Raw genomic sequence first — 22634 nt, forward strand, 5'->3', positions numbered from 1 at the left:
GTGTTCCGACCTATCGTCTGGCGGCAAGGACAGCGGAGGCATGCGGCGTGACCGAAAAGAACCCCTATCGCTTTGGCCCGACGCGGGGCGAGCTTTGGTTCTGGCTTTGGGTCTCAGCCGGGGGGCTGGCGCTGATGGCCTTTGCACTGGCCTATCGCGGCCTGCCGTCGGGTCCGGCGCTGGCCGAGGTTGTCGGGCTGGCCGGGCTGGTCTTCGGCTATCTGGGGCTGCGGTCTGTGAAGCGGCTGATCCGGCGCGAGCATCCCTGAGAGGGGCGGCTCATCGCTCGCCCTGCTCGCTCTTCGCTGGTCAGAGCGGGCCGTGAAGCGGAAGGCGCTCGCGACCGCGCGGCGTCAGGAGGGCCGCTTCGCGCCCCTCGATCACCACGGCCGAGAGCGGGCCACCATAGGCAGCGCCGGAATCGAGGTTCAGGCGGTTGCCGTAATGGGTCGGCATGTCGATGGCGGTGTGGCCGTGGACGACCAGCGGCCCGAAGCTGACGGTTGCGCTGAGGAAGGGCTCGCGGATCCAGACGAGATCGGTCTCGGTCTGGTTTTCCAGTGCCACGCCGGGGCGGATGCCGGCATGGACGAAAAGGCAGTCGCCGGCACGGTGGAAGGCGGGACGGAAGGACAGGAATGCGAGGTGGGCGGGGGGGACCGCTGCGCGCGCCTCGTCATGCACCTTCTGGAGCGGCCGGTCGCCGGCATTGGCGACCCCGTAGGAGCGGAGCGTGTCCGCCCCGCCGAGGCGGGGGTGGAGCCAGGAAAGCTCGGCCCGGAGGCCCGGCTCGGGCTCCCAGGGTTCGGCCATGAAGCGGGAGAACATGCGGTCGTGGTTGCCCTTGAGGACCACCCAGTCCGCGCCCCCGGCGAGGCCGTCGATCAGGAAATCGATTACCCCCCGGCTGTCGGGGCCACGGTCGACAAGGTCGCCGACGTGGATGACCGGGCCGGGGCCATGGCGGGCCATGTCGGCGGCGATCAGGTCATGCGCGGTCTTCAGGAGACCGAGGTGACCGTGGATGTCGCCGATGGCGTAGAGGTGCATGGGGTGCCCCGTGGCTGGCCGCCGGGGGCCAGCCCCCGGACCCCCGGGATATTTGAGCAGAAAGGAAGGGGCAAGGGTCCGTCAGGCCATGGGGTCGGGCAGCATGCGGTAGCTGTCGAACCCGATGTCGCCGGACCAGCGCCACATGGCGAGGAAACCACCCGGCCCGGCGCGCATGGCATGGGGCAGGTTCGGCGTGTGGTGGATCGCCTCGCCCGGGGTGAGGGTGAAGCGGCGGTCACCGGCCTGCCAGTCCGCCCGGCCGGCGAGGATGGTGTAGGTCTCGGCGGCGTTGTGGGCGTGGAGCGGATAGTAGGTTTCGGGGGCCTGGTAGAAGAGGCCGAAGAGGAGGCTGTCGGAGGTGATCGGCGCGTCGGGGCCGAGGAGGGTGACGATCGACTTGATTGCGCGCAGGGAGGTGGGCTGGAGCGAGGCGGCGGGGCTGTCCTGCCAGGGGAGCCACGAGTGGGCATCCCGGATTTGGGCGGCGATGGGATGGGCGCCGGGAAGGTTTGTGGCGTGCAGGATGCCGGGGGAGAGGGCGCAAGGCGGCTGAGCCGGGAGGTTGGTGCTGGCACCGGCGCGGAGGGCGGCGGCGGTGGCCTCTGCCTCGGGGCGGGGTTCAAGGGCCGTAAGGTCGGCGAGTGCGTGGAGAAGGTCGGACAGGTGCATGGGGGCCTCGGCCAGGCGGGGTGCCCGGCCGAGGCAAGGTGGGTCAGGCGACGTCGAACTGCAAGGCCTTGACCTGCTGGAACATGCCCGTCCCCTCCAGCGTCTCGATCACGCGAGGGTCGATCGGCTGGTCGAGGTAGAGGATCGCGATCGCGTCCTGCCCGACGCCGGAACGGCCCAGGGTGAAGTTCGCGATGTTGACGTTGTTCTTGCCCATCGTCATCCCCAGAAGGCCGATGATGCCGGGCACGTCCTCGTTCGTCGTGTACAGCATGTGCTGGCCGATCTCGGCGTCGATGTTGATGCCCTTGATCTGGATGAAGCGCGGCTTGCCGTCGGAGAAGCAGGTTCCCGCGACCGACCGTTCACGCTTGTCGGTCACCATCGTCACCTTGATGTAGGCGTCGAAGACCCCGGTCTTCTCCTGCCGGGTGGTGGAGATCTGGATGCCCTTTTCCTTGGCAACCACCGGCGCGGAGACAAGGTTCACGTCCGGGTTCTGCGCCTTCAGGACCCCCGCGATGACCGCCTGATTCAGTGCGGCGAGGTTCATGTTGGCGACCGAGCCGTCATAGAGGATATTGATCGCCTTGATCGGCTCGTCCGTCATCTGGCCGATGAAGGCGCCGAGGTGCGAGGCGAGCTTGATCCAGGGGCCCATCACGGCGGCCTCTTCGGCGGTGACGTTCGGCATGTTGAGCGCGTTCTGGACGGCGCCGGTCAGGAGGTAGTCCGACATCTGCTCGGCGACCTGGAGGGCGACGTTCTCCTGCGCTTCGGTGGTCGAGGCGCCGAGGTGCGGGGTGCAGACGACGTTCGCGTGGTTGAAGAGCGGGTTTTCGGTCGCGGGTTCGGTTTCGAAGACGTCAAGGGCTGCACCGGCGACATGGCCGGAGTTCAAGGCCTCGAGAAGGGCGGCTTCGTCGATCAGGCCGCCGCGCGCGCAATTGATGATGCGGACGCCCTTTTTGGTCTTCGCAAGGTTCTCGCGGCTGAGGATGTTGCGGGTCTTGTCGGTGAGGGGGACGTGCAGGGTGATGAAGTCGGCACGGGCGAGGAGGTCATCAAGCTCGACCTTGGTCACGCCAAGCTGCCGGGCGCGGTCGTCGGAGAGGAAGGGGTCATAGGCGACGACCTTCATGTGTAGGCCGACCGCGCGGTCGCAGACGATACCGCCGATGTTGCCGGCACCGATCACGCCGAGGGTCTTGTTGAAGAGTTCCACCCCCATGAACTTGGACTTTTCCCACTTTCCGGCGTGGGTGGAGGCGTTGGCCTCGGGGATCTGGCGGGCGACGGCGAACATCATCGCGATGGCATGTTCGGCGGTGGTGATGGAGTTGCCGAAGGGCGTGTTCATCACGATGACGCCCTTTTTCGAGGCGGCGGGAATGTCAACGTTGTCGACGCCGATCCCGGCGCGGCCGACGACCTTGAGGTTGGTGGCGTTTTCCAGAAGCTTCTCGGTGACCTTGGTGGCCGAGCGGATGGCGAGGCCGTCGTATTGGCCGATCACTTCGGCCAGCTTTTCCTTGTCCTTGCCGAGTTTCGGCAGGTAGTCGACCTCGACCCCGCGGTCGCGGAAGATCTGAACGGCGGTTTCGGAGAGTTCGTCAGAAACGAGGACTTTGGGCATGGGGTTCATCCTGTGAATGCGGATGGTGCGCCATGAATGCGCACCCTACGATGTGGGGTAGGGTGCGCATTCATGGCGCACCCGTGATGTCAGGCAGCTTGTGCGTGCGCAGCGATCTCGGCCGCGAAGGCATGGGCGATCCAGGGCATCAGCGCCTGGACATCCGCCGTTTCGACCGTCGATCCGCACCAGATGCGGAGGCCCGGAGGGGCGTCGCGGTAGGCGCCGAGGTCGAAGCCTGCGCCGGCCTTCTCGATCCGCTTGGCGACAGCTTTCGCAAAGGCCTCGCCGTCGGTGATGCGGGGATCGGTGAACTTGAGGCAGACCGAGGTGGTCGAGGCGGTGGCGGGGTCTTCGGCAAGGTTCGCGATCCAGGGGTTCTGGGCGCAGAAGTCGTGGACGACCTGCGCGTTGGCACTGGCGCGGGCGATCAGGGCGGGAAGGCCGCCGATGCTCTTCGCCCATTTCAGGGCCACGAGGTAATCCTCGTTCGCCAGCATCGACGGGGTGTTGATCGTCTCGCCTGCGAAGATGCCTTCGATCAGTTTGCCCTTGGACGTGAGACGGAAGATCTTCGGCAAGGGCCAGGCGGGGGTGTAGCTTTCCAGCCGTTCGACGGCGCGGGGGGAGAGGATCAGGACGCCATGCGCGCCCTCGCCGCCAAGGACCTTCTGCCAGGAGAAGGTGGTGACGTCGAGCTTCGACCACGGCAGGTCCATCGCGAAGGCGGCGCTGGTCGCGTCGCAGATGGTGAGGCCCTGGCGGTTCGCCGGGATGGCGTCGCCGGTGGGCAAGCGGACGCCGGAGGTGGTGCCGTTCCAGGTGAAGACCACGTCCTTGTCGAAGTCGACCTGGGTGAAATCGACGATCTGGCCGTAGGGCGCGATGCGGACGGTGGCGTCGAGTTTGAGCTGTTTGACCACATCGGTGACCCAGCCCTCGCCGAAGCTTTCCCAGGCCAGCATCTCAACGGGGCGCTGCCCCAGGAGCGACCACATCGCCATTTCGACCGCGCCGGTGTCCGAGGCGGGAACGATGCCGATGCGGTAGTCGGCGGGGACGTTCAGGATTTCACGGGTGAGGTCGATCGCCTCTTTCAGCTTGGCCTTGCCGACGGCGGCGCGGTGGCTGCGGCCCAGGGGCGCGTCGGCCAGCATGTCGAGGGAATATCCGGGGATCTTGGCGCAGGGGCCAGAAGAGAAGCGCGGGTTGGCCGGGCGCTTGGCCGGCGGAGTCAGGTCAGTCATGGTAGCCTTCCAGCTAAAAGCCCTTCGTTGGGGAAGGGTGTCCCGCCGCCGTGGGTAAGGGGGTAGCCGGGCTGGTGCAAGCGGAAAAATCGCGGTAATGCGCCGCATCGTCTGCGAAAAGCGACACCCGCGTTCACTATCGGAAACTTGTCCCCATGCTTGTCGTCACGCTTCTGACCAACCCCGAAACCCCGGTGCTGGAGCGGGTGACGGTGGAATCGCTCCGCAACGCCTGGGGTGGGGGCGAGGCGCGCTGGCTCGATCCCGGCGTGGCGGCGGAGTTCGATCTGGAGGCGCTGCCGGAGAACCGCTGGGAGGTCTGGGAAGGTTTGCAGGCGCTGCGGATCGACATGGTGGTGCAGCGGGCCGAAGGACGCAGGAAGCGGCTGCTGATTGCCGATATGGATTCAACGATGATCCGGCAGGAATGCATCGACGAGCTGGCCGACGAGGCGGGGGTCGGCGCGCATGTGGCCGGGATCACGGCGCGGGCGATGAATGGCGAGCTGGACTTCGAAGGCGCGCTGCGGGAGCGGGTCGGGCTGTTGAAGGGCCTGCCGGAAGCGGTGATCGGGCAGGTGCTGCGCGACCGGATCACGCTGATGCCGGGGGGGCCGGTCCTGCTGGCGACGATGAAGGCGAACGGGGCTTATGCGGCGCTGGTGTCGGGCGGGTTCACGGCCTTTACCTCGGCGGTGGCGGCGAAGCTGGGGTTCGACGAGAACCGGGCGAACACCCTGCATGTCGAAGGCGGCGCGCTGGTGGGGACAGTGGCCGAGCCGATCCTGGGGAAGGAGGCCAAGCTTCAGGCACTGAGGGAGATCACGTCGCGGATGGGGATCACGCCGGATCAGGCGATTGCCGTGGGTGACGGGGCGAACGACCTGCCGATGCTTCTGGCGGCGGGGACGGGCGTTGCCCTGCACGCGAAGCCCCGGGTGCAGGCGGAATGTGAGGCCCGGGTGAACCACGGTGACCTGACGGCGCTTCTGTACCTGCAGGGGTATGCGCGGGACGATTTCGCGGCGTAGGGTGGGTGGCAACCCACCTTTCGAAGCGGGGGCGGTGGGTTGGCACCCACCCTACAACCCGCCGATGGCGTTGGAGAGGCGGAAGCTGATCGCCTCGGCGATGTGGGGTTTGCGGACAGCTTCGCTGCCGTCGAGGTCGGCGATGGTGCGGGCGACGCGCAGGACCCGGTGATAGCCGCGGGCGGAAAGGCCCATGCGTTCGGCCACCTTGCCGATCAGCGCCTTGCCTTCGGCGTCTGGGGTGGCGTGCTCTTCAAGGGCAGCCCCTTCGAGATCGGCGTTCACGCGCAGGTCGGGGGCGTCGGCGAAGCGGGCGGTCTGCCGGTCGCGGGCCTGGGCGACGCGGGCGGCGATGGTGGCGGAGGCCTCGCCCGACGAGGGCAGATCAAGGTCGGTGAAGGCCACGGGCGGGACTTCGACGCGAAGGTCGAAGCGGTCCATCAATGGCCCCGAGATGCGGCCGAGGTAATCCTCGCCGCAGGCAGGCGCGCGGCCGCAGGCGCGGTTCGGGTCGGAGAGGTAGCCGCATTTGCAGGGGTTCGCGGCGGCGATCAGAAGGAACCGGCAGGGATAGCGGATATGGGCGTTGGCGCGGGCGACGACGACGGTGCCGGTCTCGATCGGCTGGCGGAGGGTGTCGAGGACGGTGCGGGGAAACTCGGGGAACTCGTCGAGGAAGAGGACCCCGTTATGGGCGAGGCTGATCTCGCCGGGTTTCGCCCCGCGCCCGCCGCCGACGATGGCGGCCATGGAGGCGGTGTGATGGGGTTCGCGGAACGGGCGGTCGCGGGAAATACCGCCTCCGGTGAGGAGTCCGGCGAGCGAATGGATCATCGAGGTTTCCAGCGCCTCGGGGGCTGACAGGGGCGGCAGGATACCGGGGAGGCGGGCGGAAAGCATCGACTTGCCGGAGCCAGGCGTGCCGACCATGAAGAGGTGGTGCCTACCGGCGGCGGCGATTTCGAGGGCGCGCTTGGCACGTTCCTGGCCCTTCACCTCGCGGAAGTCGCGAGGGGAGGTGGTGCGGGTGACCTCACCCGCCTCGGCTGGCTGGAGGGGCGCGCGGCCGGTGTAGTGGTGGAGCACATCCGAGAGGGACCCGGCGGCGAGGACCTGGGTCGCGCCGACCCAGGCAGCCTCGGCGCCGGAGGCCTTGGGGCAGAGCAGGGCGCGATCCTCGACCGCTGCGGCCATGGCGGCGGGAAGGGCGCCGGCGACCGGGATCAAGCGGCCGTCGAGCGACAGTTCCCCAAGCGAGACCACGCCTTCGACAGCGTCATGCGGGATGATGTCGAGCGCGGCAAGAAGGGCGACGGCGATCGGCAGGTCGAAATGCGAGCCTTCCTTGGGCAAGTCGGCGGGGGAGAGGTTCACTGTGATCCGCTTGGCGGGAAGCGCGATGGACAGGGCCTGAAGGGCCGCGCGGACGCGTTCGCGCGCCTCGGATACCGCCTTGTCGGGCAGGCCCACGAGGCTGAAGGCGGGCGCCCCGGCAGCGATGGCGCATTGCACCTCGACCAGGCGGGCCTCGACGCCTTCGAAGGCGACGGTGTAGGTGCGGGCGGTCATGCGCCTGCACCTGTGGCGGCCCCCCACCCCCATCCCCTCCCCACGCGGGGGAGGGGAGGTGCCAAATGCCCGGCGTTGATGCGAGGGGAGACGGCGGAGCCTCCGACGGGAATATCTGGGCAGAAAGGAAGGTGCGGGGGGCGCTGCAAAGGCGTTGCGGCGACGTTCCTGCGATCCGACAGCTTCATCCGCCCCACCCGATTCACCTTGGTTAACGGGTAGGGCGGAAAGGTTTACGAGTGGTAAAGCGCCATGAACTGCGGCCAGGCCTCGGGGTCGGCTACGGTCTTGTCGCGGCAGAAGGCGTTGCAGAACCCGAAGCGGCGGCCGTACAGCGCAAGGGCGTGGGTGACGGGTTTGCCGGAATAGGGGCAGGTGGCGTTCTCGGTCTCCAGCCCCTCGACGGCCTGCGCGGGCAGCCGGACCGGGCCGGGCCAGTCACGGCGGGGATAGTCGCGGCGGTAGAACTCCTGGTCCGCGCCGTCGACCATGCCCATCGCGCGCCAGCGGCGGAAGCTGGGGTGAGCGAGGTGGGCGTTGACGTACAGCATCGCCTCGGGCCCGACGGGCAGGTTGTAGGTGGCGATGCGGGTGGCGACAGGGGCGAAGAAGGCGTCGGCGGCGGAATAGGCGCCGCAGAGCCAGGGGGTGGTGGACCCGGTCGTCTGGCGGGCCCAGGACCAGAGGGTTTCCAGGCGTTTGAGGTCGTCCAGCACAGCCTGCGGCGGGTGGCAGTCGGTGTAGCTGACGCGCAGGTTCATCGGGCAATGACTGCGAAGGGCGGTGAAGCCCGCGTGCATTTCGGCTGCAAGGACGCGGGCAGTGGCGCGGGCGTGGGGGTCGGATGGCCAGAGCCCGGCCTCGGGGTGGCGGGTGGCCAGTTCCTCGGCGATGGCGATGGTCTCGGGGACGACGGAGCCATCCGGCGTGCGCATCGTCGGGGCGGTCTTTGCGGGGAAGTAGTCGCGCAGCATCGTTGCGAGTTCGTCGGTGTAGAGCCGGGCGCTGTGGGTCTTCACGGGGATGCCGAAAGCGTCGAAGAAAAGCCAGCCGCGCAGGGACCAGCTGGAATAGGCGCGGTCGCCGATCACGAGATCATAGGTCATGTCTGTTGTCCTTTCCCGGGCATTCAACCGCAGGCGGGCGGCGAAGGAAAACGATGAATTGTGTCGGAGGCAATCACGGCAGGTGATTGATCGCGTGAACCACGGGCGGGTCGAGCGTCAGCCGCGTTACCGACAGGTTGTCGATCCGGTGCGCGAAGGCCTGAAGCGGCGTAAGGCCTCCGGCGCGCTGGAGCGCGGCGAGGATCGGGCCGAAATGCGCGACGACGATGATGTCGGGCGCGGTGCCGTGCAGGCGATCGAGCGCGGCATGGGTGCGGCGCGTCAGCGCGTTCCAGCTTTCGCCGCCGGGGGGGCTGATGTCGCCGGGCTGGTCCCAGAAGGCGCGGATCCGGGCGGGATCCTCGGCCTCGACCTCGGCGAAGCTGCGGCGTTCCCATTGGCCGAAGTGGATCTCGCGGAAGGCGGGGTCGTGGGGCAGGCGGGGCCGGGAATGGAGGGCGTCGGCGGTGGCAATGGCGCGGGCGAGGTCGGAGGAGACAACGGGCGCCTCCGGCGGAAGATGGGCGTTCAGCCGGGCAAGGGCGGCGCCGTCGGAAAGGTCGGCAGCAAGGTCGGTCCAGCCGATCATCGCCTTGGCATGGGTGGGGCCGTGTCGGACGAGCCAGAAGCGGGTCATGCTTTTGCGTGGCATGGACGGGTCACGGCAACTGCCCCTTGAGGACCATGGGCAGGCCCGCGATCACCGTGACGACCAGCCCGGCCTCTGCGGCGAGGCGCTGGTTCAGGCGGCCCTGTTCATCGCGGAAGCGCCGGGCGAGCGCGTTCTCGGGAACAATGCCCCAGCCGGTTTCGTTGCTGACCATGACGACGGGGGCCGCGCAGGCGGAAAGTGCGGTCAGAAGCTCCCCGGTCTTCGCGTTGAGGTCATGGTCGGCAAGCAGATGATTCGTCAGCCAAAGCGTGGCGCAGTCCACCAGCACAACCTCGCCCGGTTCGGCCCTGGCGAGCGCGGCGGCGAGATCCAGCGGGGCCTCGACCGTCAGCCAGTCGGCCCCCCGCTCCTGCCGGTGCCGGGCGATGCGGTCCCGCATTTCGTCATCCCAGGCTTCGGCGGTGGCGATGTAGCGGCGCGGGCTGTCCGAGGCTGTCACCAAACGCTCGGCAAAGGTGGATTTTCCCGATCGCGCGCCACCGATGACAAGGGAAAGGGCAGGAAGTGATCCAGTCACGAAGAAGCCTCGTAAAGAAGGGCAAGAACAGGCGGAAGCGCCGCAGTCAGCCCATCCAGGAGGTCATCATGGCACTTGACGGATACTCTGACCAGACGATGTCGCGCCAGGCGATGAAGGCCGAGCTGCTGGACGCGGAGACCGAGCTTCGTCTCGCCTATGCCTGGCGGGACCACCGCGACGAACAGGCGCTGCACCGGCTGATCACCGCCTACATGCGGCTGGCGATCAGCATGGCGTCGAAGTTCCGCCGCTATGGCGCGCCGATGAACGACCTGATCCAGGAAGCCAGCCTTGGCCTGATGAAGGCGGCGGACAAGTTCGACCCCGACCGTGGCGTGCGGTTTTCGACCTACGCGGTCTGGTGGATCAAGGCCTCGATCCAGGACTACGTGATGCGCAACTGGTCGATGGTGCGCACGGGCTCCACCTCCAGCCAGAAGGCACTTTTCTTCAACCTGCGCCGGGTGCAGGCGAAGCTCGAGCGCGAGGCGAGCCAGCGGGGCGAGACGCTGGACCAGTACCAGCTGCGCCAGATGGTGGCGGCAGAGGTGGGCGTGCCGGTCCATGATGTGGAGATGATGGAAGGGCGGCTCTCCGGTTCGGACTTTTCGCTGAACGCCGCGCAGTCGTCGGACGAGGACGGGCGCGAATGGATCGACGCGCTGGAAGATGAGGGCATGCAGGCGGCCGAGGCCGTGGAAGGCGCGCATGACACGAGCCGTTTGCGCGGCTGGCTGGTCAAGGCGATGCAGCAGCTGAACGCGCGTGAACGTTACATCGTGGCCGAGCGCAAGCTGAAGGACGAGGGCCGCACGCTGGAATCGCTGGGCGAGGAACTGGGCCTGTCGAAGGAACGCGTCCGCCAGCTGGAAGCAGCAGCTTTCGCCAAGATGCGCCGCAGCCTTGAGGGCCAGTCGCGCGAGGTGCTGCATTTCCTGGCCTGAGGCTTGACGCAGGCCAGGGCGGGGCGGATCATCCGGGCAGGGAGGGACCCCCTCTGATGCCCGGGCCCACACTGACTGCCGATCATGTTGCCCGGGTTCACCGGGACATCCCGGACGCCGGGCCGACCCCGGGCGTCGCGCAACAGACCGATGCCGATTACGCGGAATGGGTAGAGCGGACCCTGCGCGACGATCCCTCCCCCGACCGTCCGATCCAGCTTTTCGCCTATGGCTCGCTGATCTGGAAGCCCGAGATCGCCCATCAGGCGGAACGTCCGGCGGTGGCGCGGGGCTGGCACCGGTCTTTCTGCCTGCGGATGAACCGCTTTCGCGGGACGGTGGACCAGCCCGGCCTGATGATGGCGCTGGACCGGGGTGGGCAGTGCCGGGGCGTGATCCTTGAACTCCCGCCCGAGGACCGTGGCCTGCAGCTTGACCGGCTTTTCCGCCGCGAGTTCACAGTGAAGCCGATCAACTCGATGCCGCGCTGGCTGAGGGTGACGACCCCGGACGGACCGATGGTGGCCCTGGGCTTCGTGATGAACCGCGCCTCGCCGTCCTACGCCGGGCGGCTGGCGCCGGAAGAGGTGGCGTGGACGCTGGCCCGGTCCTGCGGGCATTGGGGGACGGGGGCCGAGTATCTCTTGAACACCGTCACGCAGCTTGAGGCGCGGGGCATGCGGGATGCGGGGCTGTGGCGGTTGCAGGCGCTGGTGGCCGCAGAGATCGACCGGATCGCACCGCCCCAAAGCCCGCGCGCTTGAGTTTGGTCCTTCCGGACCCTACACGTTGGGAACGGTTACGGGGGACCTGCCGATGCTGGCGGACAAGCGTGTGCTTCTGATCATCGGCGGCGGGATCGCGGCCTACAAGGCGCTGGACCTGATCCGTCGCCTGCGCGAGCGCGGGGCCTCGGTCCGCGCGGTGATGACGGCGGCGGCGCAGGAGTTCGTGACGCCCCTGTCGGTCGGGGCGCTGACGGCGGACCATGTGTTCACCGACCTCTTCGACCGGCAGGACGAACAGGACGTGGGCCATATCCGTCTTGCGCGCGAGGCCGATGTGATCGTGGTGGCGCCGGCGACGGCGGACCTGATGGCCAAGGCGGCGCAAGGCATGGCGGGCGATCTGGCCGGTGCGGTGCTGCTGGCGACCGATGTGCCGGTGCTGATGGCCCCGGCGATGAACCCGGCGATGTGGGCGCATGCCGCCACAAGGCGCAACCATGCGCGGCTTCTGGCGGATCGCGTGCGGTTCGTCGGCCCGAACCGGGGCGAGATGGCGGAAAGCGGCGAGGCGGGCGAGGGGCGTATGGCCGAGCCGCTGGAAATCGTCGCTGCGGTGGAGGGTGTCCTTGGTGGCGGGCCACTGGCCGGGCGCCATGTGATCGTCACCTCGGGTCCCACGCATGAGCCGATTGATCCGGTACGCTACATCGCCAACCGGTCCTCGGGCGCGCAAGGCACGGCGCTGGCGGCGGCGCTGCGCGATCTGGGCGCGCGGGTGACCTTCGTGACCGGGCCTGCGACCGTGCCGGCACCCGGCGGGGTGGAGGTCGTGCGAGTGGAAACGGCGCGCGAGATGGCCGCGGCGGTCGAGGCGGCCTTGCCTGCCGATGCCGCGGTGATGGCGGCGGCGGTGGCGGACTGGCGGGTGGCCAATGCTTCCGGCCAGAAGATGAAGAAGGACGGATCGGGGAAAGCGCCCGCGCTGGAGTTCGCCGAGAACCCGGACATCCTCGCCACGGTCTCGAAAGGAAAACAGCGGCCGCGCCTGGTGGTCGGCTTTGCCGCTGAGACGACGGATGTGGTGGCCCATGCGACGGCCAAGCGGCAGCGCAAGGGCTGTGACTGGATCGTGGCCAACGATGTCTCGGACGGCACTGGGATCATGGGCGGCAGCGAAAATGCGGTCATCCTGATCTCGGACGAAGGGGTCGAGGCCTGGCCCCGCATGGCAAAGGATGCCGTCGCGCGGAAGCTTGCGGCGCGCATTGCCGAAGCGCTTGCGTGACGCAGGGGTCGGAGCCTCCGGCGGGGATATTTGGGGACGAAGAATGAGCCAAGACATGCGGCCGGTGGTAAGCGTGGTCTGGGAGGACTGGGCGGACCGGTCCCTGCCCTTGCCGACCTATCAGACGGCCGGGGCGGCGGGGGCTGACCTCTGCGCGAACTTCCCGCCTGACCGGCGTGAGGCGGGCCTGACGCTGCAACCGATGGAGCGCGCGATCTGCCCGACGGGCTTGCGCGTGGCGATCCCCGAAGGCTTCGAGATGCAGGTGCGCCCACGCTCGGGCCTCGCTTCGAAGCATGGGATCACGCTGCCGAACACGCCTGGCACCATCGACAGCGACTATCGCGGGCCGCTGGGTGTGTCCCTGATCAACCTGGGGACTACGCCCTATGTCATCCGCCATGGTGACCGGGTGGCGCAGGCCATCGTGGCGCCGGTGGTGCGGGCCGCGTTCGACCTGGTGGAGGTGCTGGACGCGACCGAACGCGGGGATGGCGGCTTCGGGTCGACCGGGCGCGGGTAAGGGCGGGGATGTTCGGGCTTCTTGGACTTCTGACAATCGTGGCGGTCGCCTGGTTCCGCGGCTGGAACCGGCAGTTCGGCTATGCCGCCGCCGCGATCTGGTGGGTAGCGATGCTGCCCGCCTATCTGACCGCCGAGAGCGACCGGGACCCGGCCGGATGGATCAAGTTCTGGGGGGCGGTCGCGGTCATTGGTCTTCTGGCGGTGGGATATGGCGAGGGTGTCCGGCTGCTGAAGGCACGGAAACCCGGCGCAGCGGAACCGCCGAAACCGGCGGCCACGTTCAGCGACGCGGAACTTGGCCGCTATGCCCGCCACATCATGCTGCGCGAGATCGGCGGGCCGGGGCAGAAGCGGCTGAAGGCGGCGCGGGTCCTGGTCATCGGGGCAGGGGGCCTTGGGTCGCCGGCGCTGATGTATCTGGCGGGGGCCGGGGTCGGCAGCATCGGGGTGATCGACGACGATGTGGTCGAAGGGTCGAACCTCCAGCGGCAGATCATCCATGCCGACCAGCGGATCGGGATGCCGAAGGTCTTTTCCGCCGAGATCGCGATGCGCGCGCTGAACCCTTTCATCGAGGTCAGGCCCTACAATCGAAAGCTGACCGAGGCGATCGCCGCCGAGCTGGTGGCCGGGCACGACTTGGTCCTTGATGGGACGGATGACTTCGACACGCGCTACCTGGTGAACAGGGTTGCGGTGGCGGCAGGGGTGCCGCTCATTTCCGGCGCGCTGACGCAGTGGGAGGGTCAGCTTGGGCTTTACGACCCGTCGCGCGGCGGGCCCTGCTATGCTTGCGTCTTTCCCGAACGGCCCGCGCCGGGGCTGGTGCCGAGTTGTGCCGAGGCCGGTGTCGCCGCGCCCCTGCCGGGGATCATCGGGGCGATGATGGCGATGGAGGCGGTGAAGCACCTGACCGACGCGGGCGAGACGCTGCGCGGCCGCCTGATGATCCACGATGCACTTTATGCCGAGACGCGGGTGATCGCCGTCAAGCGGCGCGCGGATTGCCCGGTCTGCGGTGGGGTGCATCAGTGATGCGCTCCGGCGGTACCGTGGCCTAGAGGTCCTTGCAGAGACGCAAGGAGTCGAGGAGCGCCGCGTGGATGTCGCGGCTCGCGACGGCATCGCCCACCTTGTAAAGCCGCAGGCCCTGCCCCGCCAAAGGCTGGGCGGAGGCCTGGAGAAGCGCGTCAAGGTCGGTAACCCCCCGGTTCACCGCATGGGGCTTCAGCGCGTCGAAGAGGGCCGTCATCGGCTCGGTCCCGCATTCCGCGACGACCATGTCGACCTCGCGGACTTGCTCTGGCCCGCCGTATTCGTGGGAAAGCCGGGCTGACAGGCGGTTATCTGCGCGGGTAACCCCGGTCAGGGCGGTGGCGGTGGTCAGGACGACCCCCGCGCGGGCGAGGTTGCCAAGGTAGATCGGGTAGGAGGACCCGCCAAGCTCACGCCCCACCAGCCGGTCGGGGGTGCAGATTTCCACCCTGCAGCCGCGGCGGGTCAGGAATTCGGCCAGCGAGACGGCCTGATGCCCTCCGACCTCGTCATGGATCAGGACATGGCGGCCCGCTTCGGGCGGGCTGGTCAGCGCGTCCCAGCCGGTGGTGACCAGATCGCCGCCGGGGATGTCCTTGCCCTTGGGCAGGCCGCCGGTCGCGTCGATGACGATGTCGGGCGCTTCGGCGAGGATGGTGTCCGCCTCGGCCCAGCAGTCGTAACGAATGTCGACGCCGAGGTGAGCAAGCTCGGCCGCCAGCCAGTCCGCGATCCCGGCAAGGTCGCGCCGCCAGGCGGCCTTCTCGGCGAGGCGGATCTGGCCGCCCAGACGGCCTGTCGCCTCCATCAGCGTGACATGGTGGCCGCGAAGCGCCAGAACGCGTGCCGCCTCCATCCCCGCCGGGCCGCCGCCGGCGACGACGGCACGAAGGCGGACGGGCGCGGGCGCGATCTCATGCGGCAGCCAGGTCTCGCGCCCCGTGGCGGCGTTGTGGAGGCAGACGGCGTCCTTGCCGGAATAGACCCGGTCGATGCAGTAGGCCGCGCCCACGCAGGGGCGGATGCGGTCCTCTTGCCCCGCCAGCGCCTTCCGCACGATCGCCGGGTCGGCGATATGGCCGCGCGTCATACCGACAAGGTCGACCGCCCCGCTTTCCACCGCATGGGCGGCGGTGCCAAGGTCGGTGATGCGGGTTGCATGCAGGACCGGCAGGCCGATCCTGTCGCGGAAGGCCTTTGCCATCTGCATCCAGGGCGCAAGCGGAAGAGCCATGCCGGGGATCACCTGGGCGATGGAGGCATTGGTTGCCCCGCCCGGGCCGATCAGGTTCACAAGGTCGATCAGCCCTTCGTCGCGGGCCGCCATGGCCACGGCCAGGCACTCCGCACCGTCCGGCCCGCCTTCGCTGCTTTCGTCCGGGCTCATCCTGAGCGAGACAATGAAATCCTCCGGCCCGGCGGCCCGGACGCCGCGCAGGATCTCCATCAGGAAGCGCATCCGGTTTTCCAGCGTCCCGCCCCATTGGTCCTCGCGCCGGTTGGCGGCAGGTGAGAGGAACTGTCCCGGCAGGTGCGAGGTGACGAAGACCTCACACCCGTCAAGGCCCCCCTCGGCGCAGCGGCGGGCGGCGGCGGCATAGTCGGCAAGGACGCGCGCGATGTCTTCCTCCTCCATCGCGCGGGGCATGGCGTGGTGGGCGGGGTCGCGGATGGCCGAGGGCGCAATGGGGGCAATCCAGTCGCCCGCGTCCCAAGCGGTGCGGCGGCCCATATGGCTGATCTGGCACATCAGGGCCGCGCCATGGGCATGGATGCGGGCGGCGAAAGCCTGGAAATGCGGGATGATCCGGTCGTTTGATACGTCGATCTGCCCGTAGATCGAGGTGACGTCGCCCGAAACGATGGACGAGCCCCCGAACATCGTCAGGCCGATGCCACCCCGTGCCTTGGCCTCGTGATAGGCCTGATAGCGGGGGCCGGGCAGGCCGCCCTCGGCATAGCCGGGGGCATGGGCGGTGCTGGCGATGCGGTTCTTCAGGATCCGCCCGCGCAAGGTGAGGGGCTGGAAAAGCGGGCGCAGTCCGGCGCGGACCTCAGGCATCCAGCGCCCCGCCCTCTTCCTTCCGGCGGGCGACGAAGGCGGCCATTGCCTCGATCCGCGCGGGGTCGACCGGGGGCGGCTGGTAGGTGTCGAGGAGCGCCGTCATCGTCTCATGCGCGCGGGTCAGCGCCTGCCGCGACCCCGCAGCCGTCCAGGCCCCGAAGTTCGACCAGTCGGACAGAAGCGGCACGTAGAATTCGCTGGTATAGCGCGCCATCGTATGGGCCGCGCCGAAGTAATGCCCGCCGGGGCCGACCTCACGCACTGCGTCAAGGCCGAGGCTCGCATCATCCACCGTCACCCCGGAAAAGGCTGCGTTCAGGCCCTGCAGGATTTCCGCGTCGATGATCATCTTTTCCGGGCTGGCCGAGAGCCCGCCCTCCAGCCAGCCGGCGGAATGCATCACGATGTCGGCCTGACCAAGCTTGGCCCCCATCAGCGCGAACATCGTCTCATAGACCGCCTGCGCGTCCGGCGCGTTCGAGGCGTTGCCTCCGGACGACCGGTAGGGCACGCCGTAGAACCGGGCCAACTGGCCCGAGATCACGGCGGCCTTGAAATACTCCGGCGTTCCCATCGCGGGCGCCCCAGTCCGCATGTCGACGTTCGAGGTATAGGCGCCATAGATCACCGGCGCGCCGGGCCGCACCATCTGGGCAAAGACAGTGCCCGCCAGCGCCTCGGCATTCTGCTGGGCGATGGCCCCGGCCAGCGTGATCGGGGCCATGGCACCGGCCAGCGTGAAGGGCGTGAAGCAGACGCATTGGTTGGCTAGCGCCATCTCGATCAGCCCGTCCAGCATCGGCGCGTCATAGCGCAGGGGGGAGGAGGAGTTGACCACGGTATAGCACTGCGGGCCCGCGTGAAGCTGCTCCTCGGTCAGCCCGCGGCCCAGCTTGATGAGTTCCAAGGCGTCAAGGATGCGGGTCGCACCCAGGCAATAGGGGTGAAAGACCTTGTCGGTCAGCGTCAGGTAGTCAGTGATGCAGTCAAGATGCCGGGTCGCGGCGGGCAGGTCCTGCGGTTCGACCGGATAGCCGCCGTAGAAGCTGATGACGTTCAGGCTTTGCCCCAGCTTGACGAAGCGGCGGCAGTCTTCCTGCGTGCCGGGGCGGCGGCCACCCGCAAGGTCGTTCACCTGCGGGGCCGAGGAGACGCAGCCCCAATGCGTGAACCCCTGGCCGATGGGCAGGTCCTTCGCCGGATCGCCCGCGCGTAAGGTAAAGCTCTGCGGGGCCTTCGCCACCATCGCCATCACCAGCGCCCGGTCAAAGCGCAGACGCTCGGGTTCCGGCCCCGGTGTCGCCCCTGCGGCAACCGCGATGGCGCGGGCGCGGGGGGAGAGGAAATCCATCCCGATTTCTTCAAGGATCGTCAGCGAGGCCTCGTGGATGCGCTCCAAGGCGGCGTCGCTGGCCATGGCAAGCGGCGGGGTGGCATGGCGGGGGCTGCCCCAGGGCGCCTGCGGGATGCGCGCGGCGGCGGTGCGGGCGGTCGACTGGGCCTCGCGGCCCCGGCGGCGGGGGGTGTCCATCACATCTCCCACGGGAAATTGTCCAGCCGCACCGGGCCATCGCGGGTGATCAGCACCTGGGTTTCCAGCTTGATGCTTTCGGTTCCGGGGGCGGCGATCAGGCTTTCGACGCAGACGACCATGTTTTCATGGAACTGCCCGCGCAGGTCGCCAAAGCTGCCATCGACATCGACATGCAGGGGCACCACCGGCCATTCGTCGACAAGCCCCACACCGTGGATCGCCAGCGAATAGCGGAAGGGCTGGTGCTTTTCCGGGATCTTCCAGCTTTTCGCGTTGAACTCGGCAAAGGTCATGTCGGCGCGCAGGATCTCGGTGTTCTGCTGGATCTGGTCCAGTGCCATCCGGTAAAGCCCGCGCTGGGTCGCGGTCATCGGGACATGGCCGCAGGTCCAGGACCGGCTGAGGTCGGCGCAATAGCCGTAGGGACCGATCATGTCGGTGTCAAAGCTGATCATCTCGCCCGCCGCGATCACGCGGTCAGAGGCCTCCTGATACCAGGGGTTGGTGCGCGGGCCAGAGGAGAGGAGCCGCGCCTCGAACCATTCGCCGCCGGACCGGATGTTCTCGTGGTGAAGCTCGGCCCAGATCTCGTTCTCGGTCACGCCCGGCTGGCTTGCGGCATGCATCCGCCACATGCCGCTTTCGGCGACACGGATCGTCCAGCGCATGAGCTCGATTTCCTCGGGCGATTTCAGCGACCGGGCCTTTTCGGCCAGTTCCTGACCGTCGATCACCTCGATCCCCAGCGCCTCCAGCGCGCGAAGGCCAAGGGGATCGAGCTTGTCGGCCGCGATGCGTCGGTTGCCCCCGCCGTGTTCCCGCAGAAGCGCGTCGATCTCGGACGCCCACAGCCGCGCGCGCGCCTGAACCTCGCTGTCCGAGATCATGTAAAGCCAGGTCGTGGCATTGCGCACCTCGTCCACCCCGGCGCCGTTCCGCACCATGTGGCCCGAGCCCTTGTATTCATGCGCGATGGCCGGGCCTTCGCCGAACAGAAGGGCATAGCGCGTCGCCTCGCGCGTCGACCAGATCTGCATGTTGGTGTAGTCGAAGGCATAGCGGATGTTGATCGGCGAATACATCAGCATCGCCGCGCAGTCATGCGCCACCACCTGCTCGCGCATCCGCCTCAGCCGCCAGGCGCGGGCCTTGTCTACGACCGATTGCGGGATCGGCGATTTCAGGGGCTTGCCGAAGGCGTCGATGTTCAGGAACGACCGTTTCAGCCCGTCGCTGAGTTCAGGGATCACGTCTCCAGTCTGCGGCAGATGATCGTCCACCTTCTGTCTCCCCTCCCGTCGTTGCTTGGGAAGGGTAGGAATTGACGTGCTTGGCCTCAAGGCCAGAAAAACTGCATCAGGGCCAGAAAAATTATGGCCTTTTGCGGCTACCCGTCCAGCCGCCCCGCCAGGTCACGCAGGGCCGCGACCAGGCTCGCCAGGCGTTCCTTGCGGCGGGCCGACCGTGGCGTGACGATGCAATAGGCCCGCGGCATCGGCATGCGGCCGGGGAAGGGCGCGACGAGGCGGCCCTCGCGCAGCGGCCCGGCGGCAAGGGACATCTGGCCGAGGGCGACGCCCATCCCGGCCAGTGCCATGTCGATCGCCAGTGCCGGCATGTTCGCCGCCGGGCCGACGCCCGGGCGGGGCTGGCGGGGCTGGCCGGTGTGGGCGAACCAGTCGGCCCAGGTGGGATAGGCCCAGAAACTGGGGCTCCACCAGGTGTGGATCAGGGCCTCATCCGGAAGGTCCTGCGGGGCCCCGCCCGCAAGCCCGATCCGCCGGGCGACCTCGGGCGTGCAGACCGGGGTCAGCCGGTCGGTGAAAAGCGCGCGCGAGTCATGGTGGGGGTAAAGGTGGTCGCCGTAAGTGATCCGGAGATCGACCCCGCGATCCTCGAAATCCACCGGGTCGGGTTCGGCCCGGAACTCGATCCAGCTGTCCGGGACACGGGCCGAAAGCTCGGCAAGGTGGAGGGCGAGCCAGCGGTGGGCGAGCGAGTTGATGCAGCTGATCACGATCCGCGACCGCGCCTCGCGCTTCTCGACATGATCGGCGGCGGATTGCAGGGTGGAAAGGGCGGCGGAGCAGTCGGCGAAGATGGCCGCGCCGACCTCGGTCAGCTCAACCCCGCTGGGGAGACGGTGGAAGAGGGCGGCCTCGTAGAACGCTTCCAGCTTGCGGATCTGCAGGCTGACGGCGGCGGCGGTGACGCCCAGCTCCTGCGCGGCGGCAGCAAAGCCGCCGTGGCGGGCGCTGGCCTCGAAGGCGCGGATGGCGTTCAGGGGCGGCAGGCGTCTGGGCATGGCTAGCCCTTCACCACCCCGTTCGCCCGCGCCACGAAATCGGTCAGGTGGGGCACGTAATCCTCCGGTCCCGCGCCGCCCTGGGCCACGGCGGCGGCAAAGCTGTTCTTCGCGGCGCTGGCCATCGTGGTGGTGACAGTGGCGGCGTTGGCCATCGATTCAAGGTAGCGGAGGTCCTTGTAGGCGTTCGTGAGGGTGAAGCGGTGCGCCTCGCGGTTCCCTTCCAGGGCGTAGCCCATGAAGGTCTGGTAGAACCCGCAGTCCATCCGTCCCCCACGGATCACAGAGTCGAAGGTCGCGGTGGAGATGCCGACCTTCGACGCCAGGGCCAGCGCCTCGGCATAGATCGCGGCGTAGCCGAGAGAGAGGAAGTTGTTGAGAAGCTTCATCCGGTGGCCGTCGCCGACCCGGCCGATATGGACGATCTTCCCGGCCCAGGTGGCGATGACGGGCTGGATGCGTCGAAACACCCCCGGTTCCGCCCCGACCATGCAATCGAGCGTCCCGGCCCAGGCCTCTTTCGGGGTGCGCGAGAGGGGGGCGTCGGCGAAGTGGACACCCCTTTGGCCAAGGTCCGTGGCGAGGCGCTCGGTTACCGTGGGGTCGGAGGTGGAGCAGTCGACGATCACCGTGCCGGGCTTGAGATGCGGGGTCATCCGGGCGACCGCCTCGGCCACCTGGGGCGAGCCGGGGAGGGTCAGGAAGATGATCGTCGACCGGGCGGCAAGGTCTTCGATCGCCGCCTCGGTGGCGCCGCGCTGGATCAGGTCATCGACGGGCGCGCGGTTGCGGTGGGCGGTGACGGTGAGGGGGTAGCCCTTCTCGACGATGTTCTTGGCCATGCCGTGGCCCATCAGGCCGGTGCCGATGAAGCCGATGTGTTCCTGGGTCATGGGGGTCTCCTTTGCCGGGAAAGTTGGCGCAGGGGGCGCGGCTTGGCAATCCCGGGCTGCGGGCGGGAGGGGGAGGGGAGGGGCTGACCACAGTGGTCAAAATCGGACAATTTAGTGATTACAATGGGTTGTGCGTGGGCGTTAGGGGTTTGTTAAGAGGTGGTAATGAGGTACGTGGCCCGACCCGCCGGTGGTGCGCCCGACTGAGGGTGGGCGGGGCCTTTCGTTTCACAGGAGTGCTGGGACAGGTGGAGCCGTCTGCAATTAGGCAAGGATTGCGGTTTGGTTGGCAGGGCATGGGTCCCCGCTTTCGCGGGGATGACAGGAGCGCGGGGTGACGGCGGATATCGCCGGGGTGGCGGGGGAGAGAGTCGGGCTGAAGCCCGACCTACGCCCTCGGGGTGGGGGCTGTTGACTCCCCCGGGTTTGTGTCTATAAGCCGCGCAGTCCCGGAAGCGATTCCGGGGCTTTTCATTGGTGTTGGTGGCTTCCGCAAGGAATGACCTGTCGTCCCGGATCACGTCCGGGAAGAGGACAACGCCCTTCAGAAACGCATGAAGGAGATCAGCGGTGACCAAACGCACCTCTGCCAAATACAAGATCGACCGCCGGATGGGCGAGAACATCTGGGGCCGTCCGAAATCCCCGGTCAACAAGCGCGAATACGGCCCGGGCCAGCACGGCCAGCGCCGCAAGAACAAGCTTTCCGACTTCGGCACGCAGCTGCGCGCCAAGCAGAAGCTGAAGGGCTATTACGGCGACCTGACCGAAAAGCAGTTCCGCAAGATCTATGCCGAGGCCGAGCGCGTGCGCGGCGACACCGGCGAGATGCTGATCGGTCTTCTCGAGCGCCGTCTGGATGCGGTGGTCTACCGCGCGAAGCTCGTCCCGACCATTTTCGCCGCCCGCCAGTTCGTGAACCATGGCCATGTGCTGGTGAACGGCAAGCGCGTGAACATTGCCTCCTACCGCGTGGCGGAAGGCGATGTCATCTCGGTCCGCGAGAAGTCGCGCCAGATGGGCCTGATCCTGGAAGCGATCGCGCTGACCGAGCGTGACGTGCCGGATTACCTGGAAGTCGACCACAACAAGATGACCGCGAAGTTCGTCCGCACCCCGGGCTTGGGCGACGTGCCCTATCCGGTGCAGATGGAACCGAACCTGGTCGTCGAATACTACGCCAAGAACTGATCTGTTGCGGTGCGCTGTAGCGCACCCTACGATCCCGGGGCCGCGCCGCAAGGTTGCGGCCCTTTTGATTTTTTGCCCGCGGGGTAGGCATGACCGAGAAGCAATCCGTCGAAGCCCGGTTCGAGAAGGGGCTCTTCGCCAGCCGCTGGCTGATGGCGCCGATGTACCTTGGGCTGGCGGTGGCGCTTGGGATGCTGACCATCATCTTCCTGAAGGAGCTGATCTACTACATCCCGCAGGTGCTGGAGATGTCGGCGGAGAAGATGATCCTTGTGGCGCTGACGCTGATCGACCTGACGCTGGCGGCGAACCTTCTGTTGATCGTGATGTTCTCTGGCTATGAAAGCTTCGTGTCGAAGTTCGATTTCGACGCGGGCGCGGACCGGCCGGGCTGGATGGGCAAGGTCGATTTCGGCGGGCTGAAGATGAAGCTGGTCGCGAGTATCGTGGCGATCTCGGGGATCCATCTTCTGAAACGGTTCATGGAGATCAGCGACCTGGATACTGCGACCACCTTTGGCGAGACCGAGATGTACTGGCTGGTGGTCATCCACCTGACCTTCGTCGTCTCGGGCGTCCTGCTGGCGCTGATGGATTGGCTGCAGGCGCGGTCCTACAAGTAGGG

The 22634-nt window shown here is 67.8% G+C and carries 22 protein-coding genes; 9 read left to right on the top strand and 13 right to left on the bottom strand.

What is annotated here, in order from left to right; all coding sequences use genetic code 11:
• The first annotated feature begins 47 nt into the window (after positions 1 to 47).
• On the top strand, positions 48 to 269 hold the full coding sequence (locus tag AC2D9V_RS07965; RefSeq protein WP_484713531.1) for a hypothetical protein: 222 nt from the start codon (positions 48 to 50) through the stop codon (positions 267 to 269).
• A gap of 40 nt (positions 270 to 309) precedes the next feature.
• Here AC2D9V_RS07965 and AC2D9V_RS07970 read toward each other — a convergent pair whose 3' ends face one another.
• From AC2D9V_RS07970 to AC2D9V_RS07985, 4 genes are all read right to left on the bottom strand, one after another.
• On the bottom strand, positions 310 to 1050 hold the full coding sequence (locus tag AC2D9V_RS07970; protein ID WP_484713532.1) for a metallophosphoesterase: 741 nt from the start codon (positions 1048 to 1050) through the stop codon (positions 310 to 312).
• An 81-nt stretch (positions 1051 to 1131) separates the two neighbouring features.
• Complete coding sequence (locus AC2D9V_RS07975; protein WP_484713533.1) at positions 1132 to 1722, bottom strand: dimethylsulfonioproprionate lyase family protein; 591 nt, start codon at positions 1720 to 1722, stop codon at positions 1132 to 1134.
• Between the two features lie 43 nt (positions 1723 to 1765).
• Positions 1766 to 3358 carry a phosphoglycerate dehydrogenase gene (gene serA, locus AC2D9V_RS07980; protein WP_484713534.1) on the bottom strand — a complete coding sequence of 531 codons (1593 nt, stop codon included), beginning with the start codon at positions 3356 to 3358 and terminating at the stop codon, positions 1766 to 1768.
• An 89-nt stretch (positions 3359 to 3447) separates the two neighbouring features.
• Positions 3448 to 4605: a phosphoserine transaminase gene (locus tag AC2D9V_RS07985; protein ID WP_484713535.1), complete on the bottom strand. Its 1158-nt coding sequence runs from the start codon at positions 4603 to 4605 to the stop codon at positions 3448 to 3450.
• 155 nt (positions 4606 to 4760) lie between these two features.
• Between AC2D9V_RS07985 and serB the strand changes: the two genes are divergently transcribed.
• Positions 4761 to 5636: a phosphoserine phosphatase SerB gene (serB, locus tag AC2D9V_RS07990; protein WP_484713536.1), complete on the top strand. Its 876-nt coding sequence runs from the start codon at positions 4761 to 4763 to the stop codon at positions 5634 to 5636.
• A 51-nt stretch (positions 5637 to 5687) separates the two neighbouring features.
• Here the strand turns inward: serB and AC2D9V_RS07995 are convergent, their stop codons facing one another.
• From AC2D9V_RS07995 to cobU, 4 genes are all read right to left on the bottom strand, one after another.
• Complete coding sequence (locus AC2D9V_RS07995) at positions 5688 to 7205, bottom strand: YifB family Mg chelatase-like AAA ATPase (RefSeq protein ID WP_484713537.1); 1518 nt, start codon at positions 7203 to 7205, stop codon at positions 5688 to 5690.
• A gap of 233 nt (positions 7206 to 7438) precedes the next feature.
• Complete coding sequence (locus AC2D9V_RS08000) at positions 7439 to 8311, bottom strand: glutathione S-transferase N-terminal domain-containing protein (protein ID WP_484713538.1); 873 nt, start codon at positions 8309 to 8311, stop codon at positions 7439 to 7441.
• 73 nt (positions 8312 to 8384) lie between these two features.
• On the bottom strand, positions 8385 to 8948 hold the full coding sequence (locus tag AC2D9V_RS08005) for a histidine phosphatase family protein (protein ID WP_484714471.1): 564 nt from the start codon (positions 8946 to 8948) through the stop codon (positions 8385 to 8387).
• A gap of 22 nt (positions 8949 to 8970) precedes the next feature.
• Positions 8971 to 9501 (bottom strand): bifunctional adenosylcobinamide kinase/adenosylcobinamide-phosphate guanylyltransferase, encoded by a 531-nt coding sequence (cobU, locus tag AC2D9V_RS08010; RefSeq protein ID WP_484713539.1) that lies wholly within the window; start codon positions 9499 to 9501, stop codon positions 8971 to 8973.
• A 68-nt stretch (positions 9502 to 9569) separates the two neighbouring features.
• On the opposite strand from cobU, the gene AC2D9V_RS08015 reads away from it, so the two are divergent.
• From AC2D9V_RS08015 to AC2D9V_RS08035, 5 genes are read left to right on the top strand one after another with little or no spacing between them, the layout of a single operon-like run.
• Positions 9570 to 10448, top strand: a complete 879-nt coding sequence (locus AC2D9V_RS08015) for an RNA polymerase factor sigma-32 (protein WP_484713540.1) — start codon at positions 9570 to 9572, stop codon at positions 10446 to 10448.
• 56 nt (positions 10449 to 10504) lie between these two features.
• Positions 10505 to 11212, top strand: a complete 708-nt coding sequence (locus AC2D9V_RS08020) for a gamma-glutamylcyclotransferase (RefSeq protein WP_484713541.1) — start codon at positions 10505 to 10507, stop codon at positions 11210 to 11212.
• 52 nt (positions 11213 to 11264) lie between these two features.
• Positions 11265 to 12461 carry a bifunctional phosphopantothenoylcysteine decarboxylase/phosphopantothenate--cysteine ligase CoaBC gene (gene coaBC, locus AC2D9V_RS08025; RefSeq protein WP_484713542.1) on the top strand — a complete coding sequence of 399 codons (1197 nt, stop codon included), beginning with the start codon at positions 11265 to 11267 and terminating at the stop codon, positions 12459 to 12461.
• A 55-nt stretch (positions 12462 to 12516) separates the two neighbouring features.
• Positions 12517 to 12984, top strand: a complete 468-nt coding sequence (gene dut, locus AC2D9V_RS08030; RefSeq protein ID WP_484714472.1) for a dUTP diphosphatase — start codon at positions 12517 to 12519, stop codon at positions 12982 to 12984.
• Between the two features lie 8 nt (positions 12985 to 12992).
• The gene (locus tag AC2D9V_RS08035) at positions 12993 to 14021 is read left to right on the top strand and encodes a HesA/MoeB/ThiF family protein (protein WP_484713543.1); all 1029 of its coding nucleotides are present in this window, start codon (positions 12993 to 12995) and stop codon (positions 14019 to 14021) included.
• Positions 14022 to 14043: 22 nt separating this feature from the next.
• On the opposite strand, the gene AC2D9V_RS08040 is transcribed toward AC2D9V_RS08035, so the two are convergent.
• From AC2D9V_RS08040 to AC2D9V_RS08060, 5 genes are all read right to left on the bottom strand, one after another.
• The gene (locus tag AC2D9V_RS08040) at positions 14044 to 16083 is read right to left on the bottom strand and encodes an oxidoreductase (RefSeq protein ID WP_484713544.1); all 2040 of its coding nucleotides are present in this window, start codon (positions 16081 to 16083) and stop codon (positions 14044 to 14046) included.
• Positions 16076 to 17617 (bottom strand): trimethylamine methyltransferase family protein, encoded by a 1542-nt coding sequence (locus tag AC2D9V_RS08045; RefSeq protein ID WP_484713545.1) that lies wholly within the window; start codon positions 17615 to 17617, stop codon positions 16076 to 16078. Before AC2D9V_RS08045 ends, AC2D9V_RS08040 begins: the two co-directional genes overlap by 8 nt.
• Positions 17617 to 18900, bottom strand: a complete 1284-nt coding sequence (locus AC2D9V_RS08050; protein ID WP_484713546.1) for a M24 family metallopeptidase — start codon at positions 18898 to 18900, stop codon at positions 17617 to 17619. The genes AC2D9V_RS08045 and AC2D9V_RS08050 overlap by 1 nt, the downstream gene beginning before the upstream one ends.
• Positions 18901 to 19007: 107 nt before the next feature.
• The gene (locus AC2D9V_RS08055) at positions 19008 to 19925 is read right to left on the bottom strand and encodes a LysR substrate-binding domain-containing protein (RefSeq protein WP_484713547.1); all 918 of its coding nucleotides are present in this window, start codon (positions 19923 to 19925) and stop codon (positions 19008 to 19010) included.
• Between the two features lie 2 nt (positions 19926 to 19927).
• A complete protein-coding gene (locus AC2D9V_RS08060) occupies positions 19928 to 20818 on the bottom strand; it encodes an NAD(P)-dependent oxidoreductase (protein WP_484713548.1) in 891 nt (296 codons plus the stop codon).
• A 570-nt stretch (positions 20819 to 21388) separates the two neighbouring features.
• Between AC2D9V_RS08060 and rpsD the strand changes: the two genes are divergently transcribed.
• Positions 21389 to 22009 carry a 30S ribosomal protein S4 gene (rpsD, locus tag AC2D9V_RS08065; RefSeq protein WP_484713549.1) on the top strand — a complete coding sequence of 207 codons (621 nt, stop codon included), beginning with the start codon at positions 21389 to 21391 and terminating at the stop codon, positions 22007 to 22009.
• Between the two features lie 89 nt (positions 22010 to 22098).
• On the top strand, positions 22099 to 22632 hold the full coding sequence (locus tag AC2D9V_RS08070) for a TIGR00645 family protein (RefSeq protein ID WP_484713550.1): 534 nt from the start codon (positions 22099 to 22101) through the stop codon (positions 22630 to 22632).
• The last annotated feature ends 2 nt before the right edge of the window (positions 22633 to 22634 follow it).

It is taken from the genome of Tabrizicola sp. T46 (genome assembly GCF_057219895.1).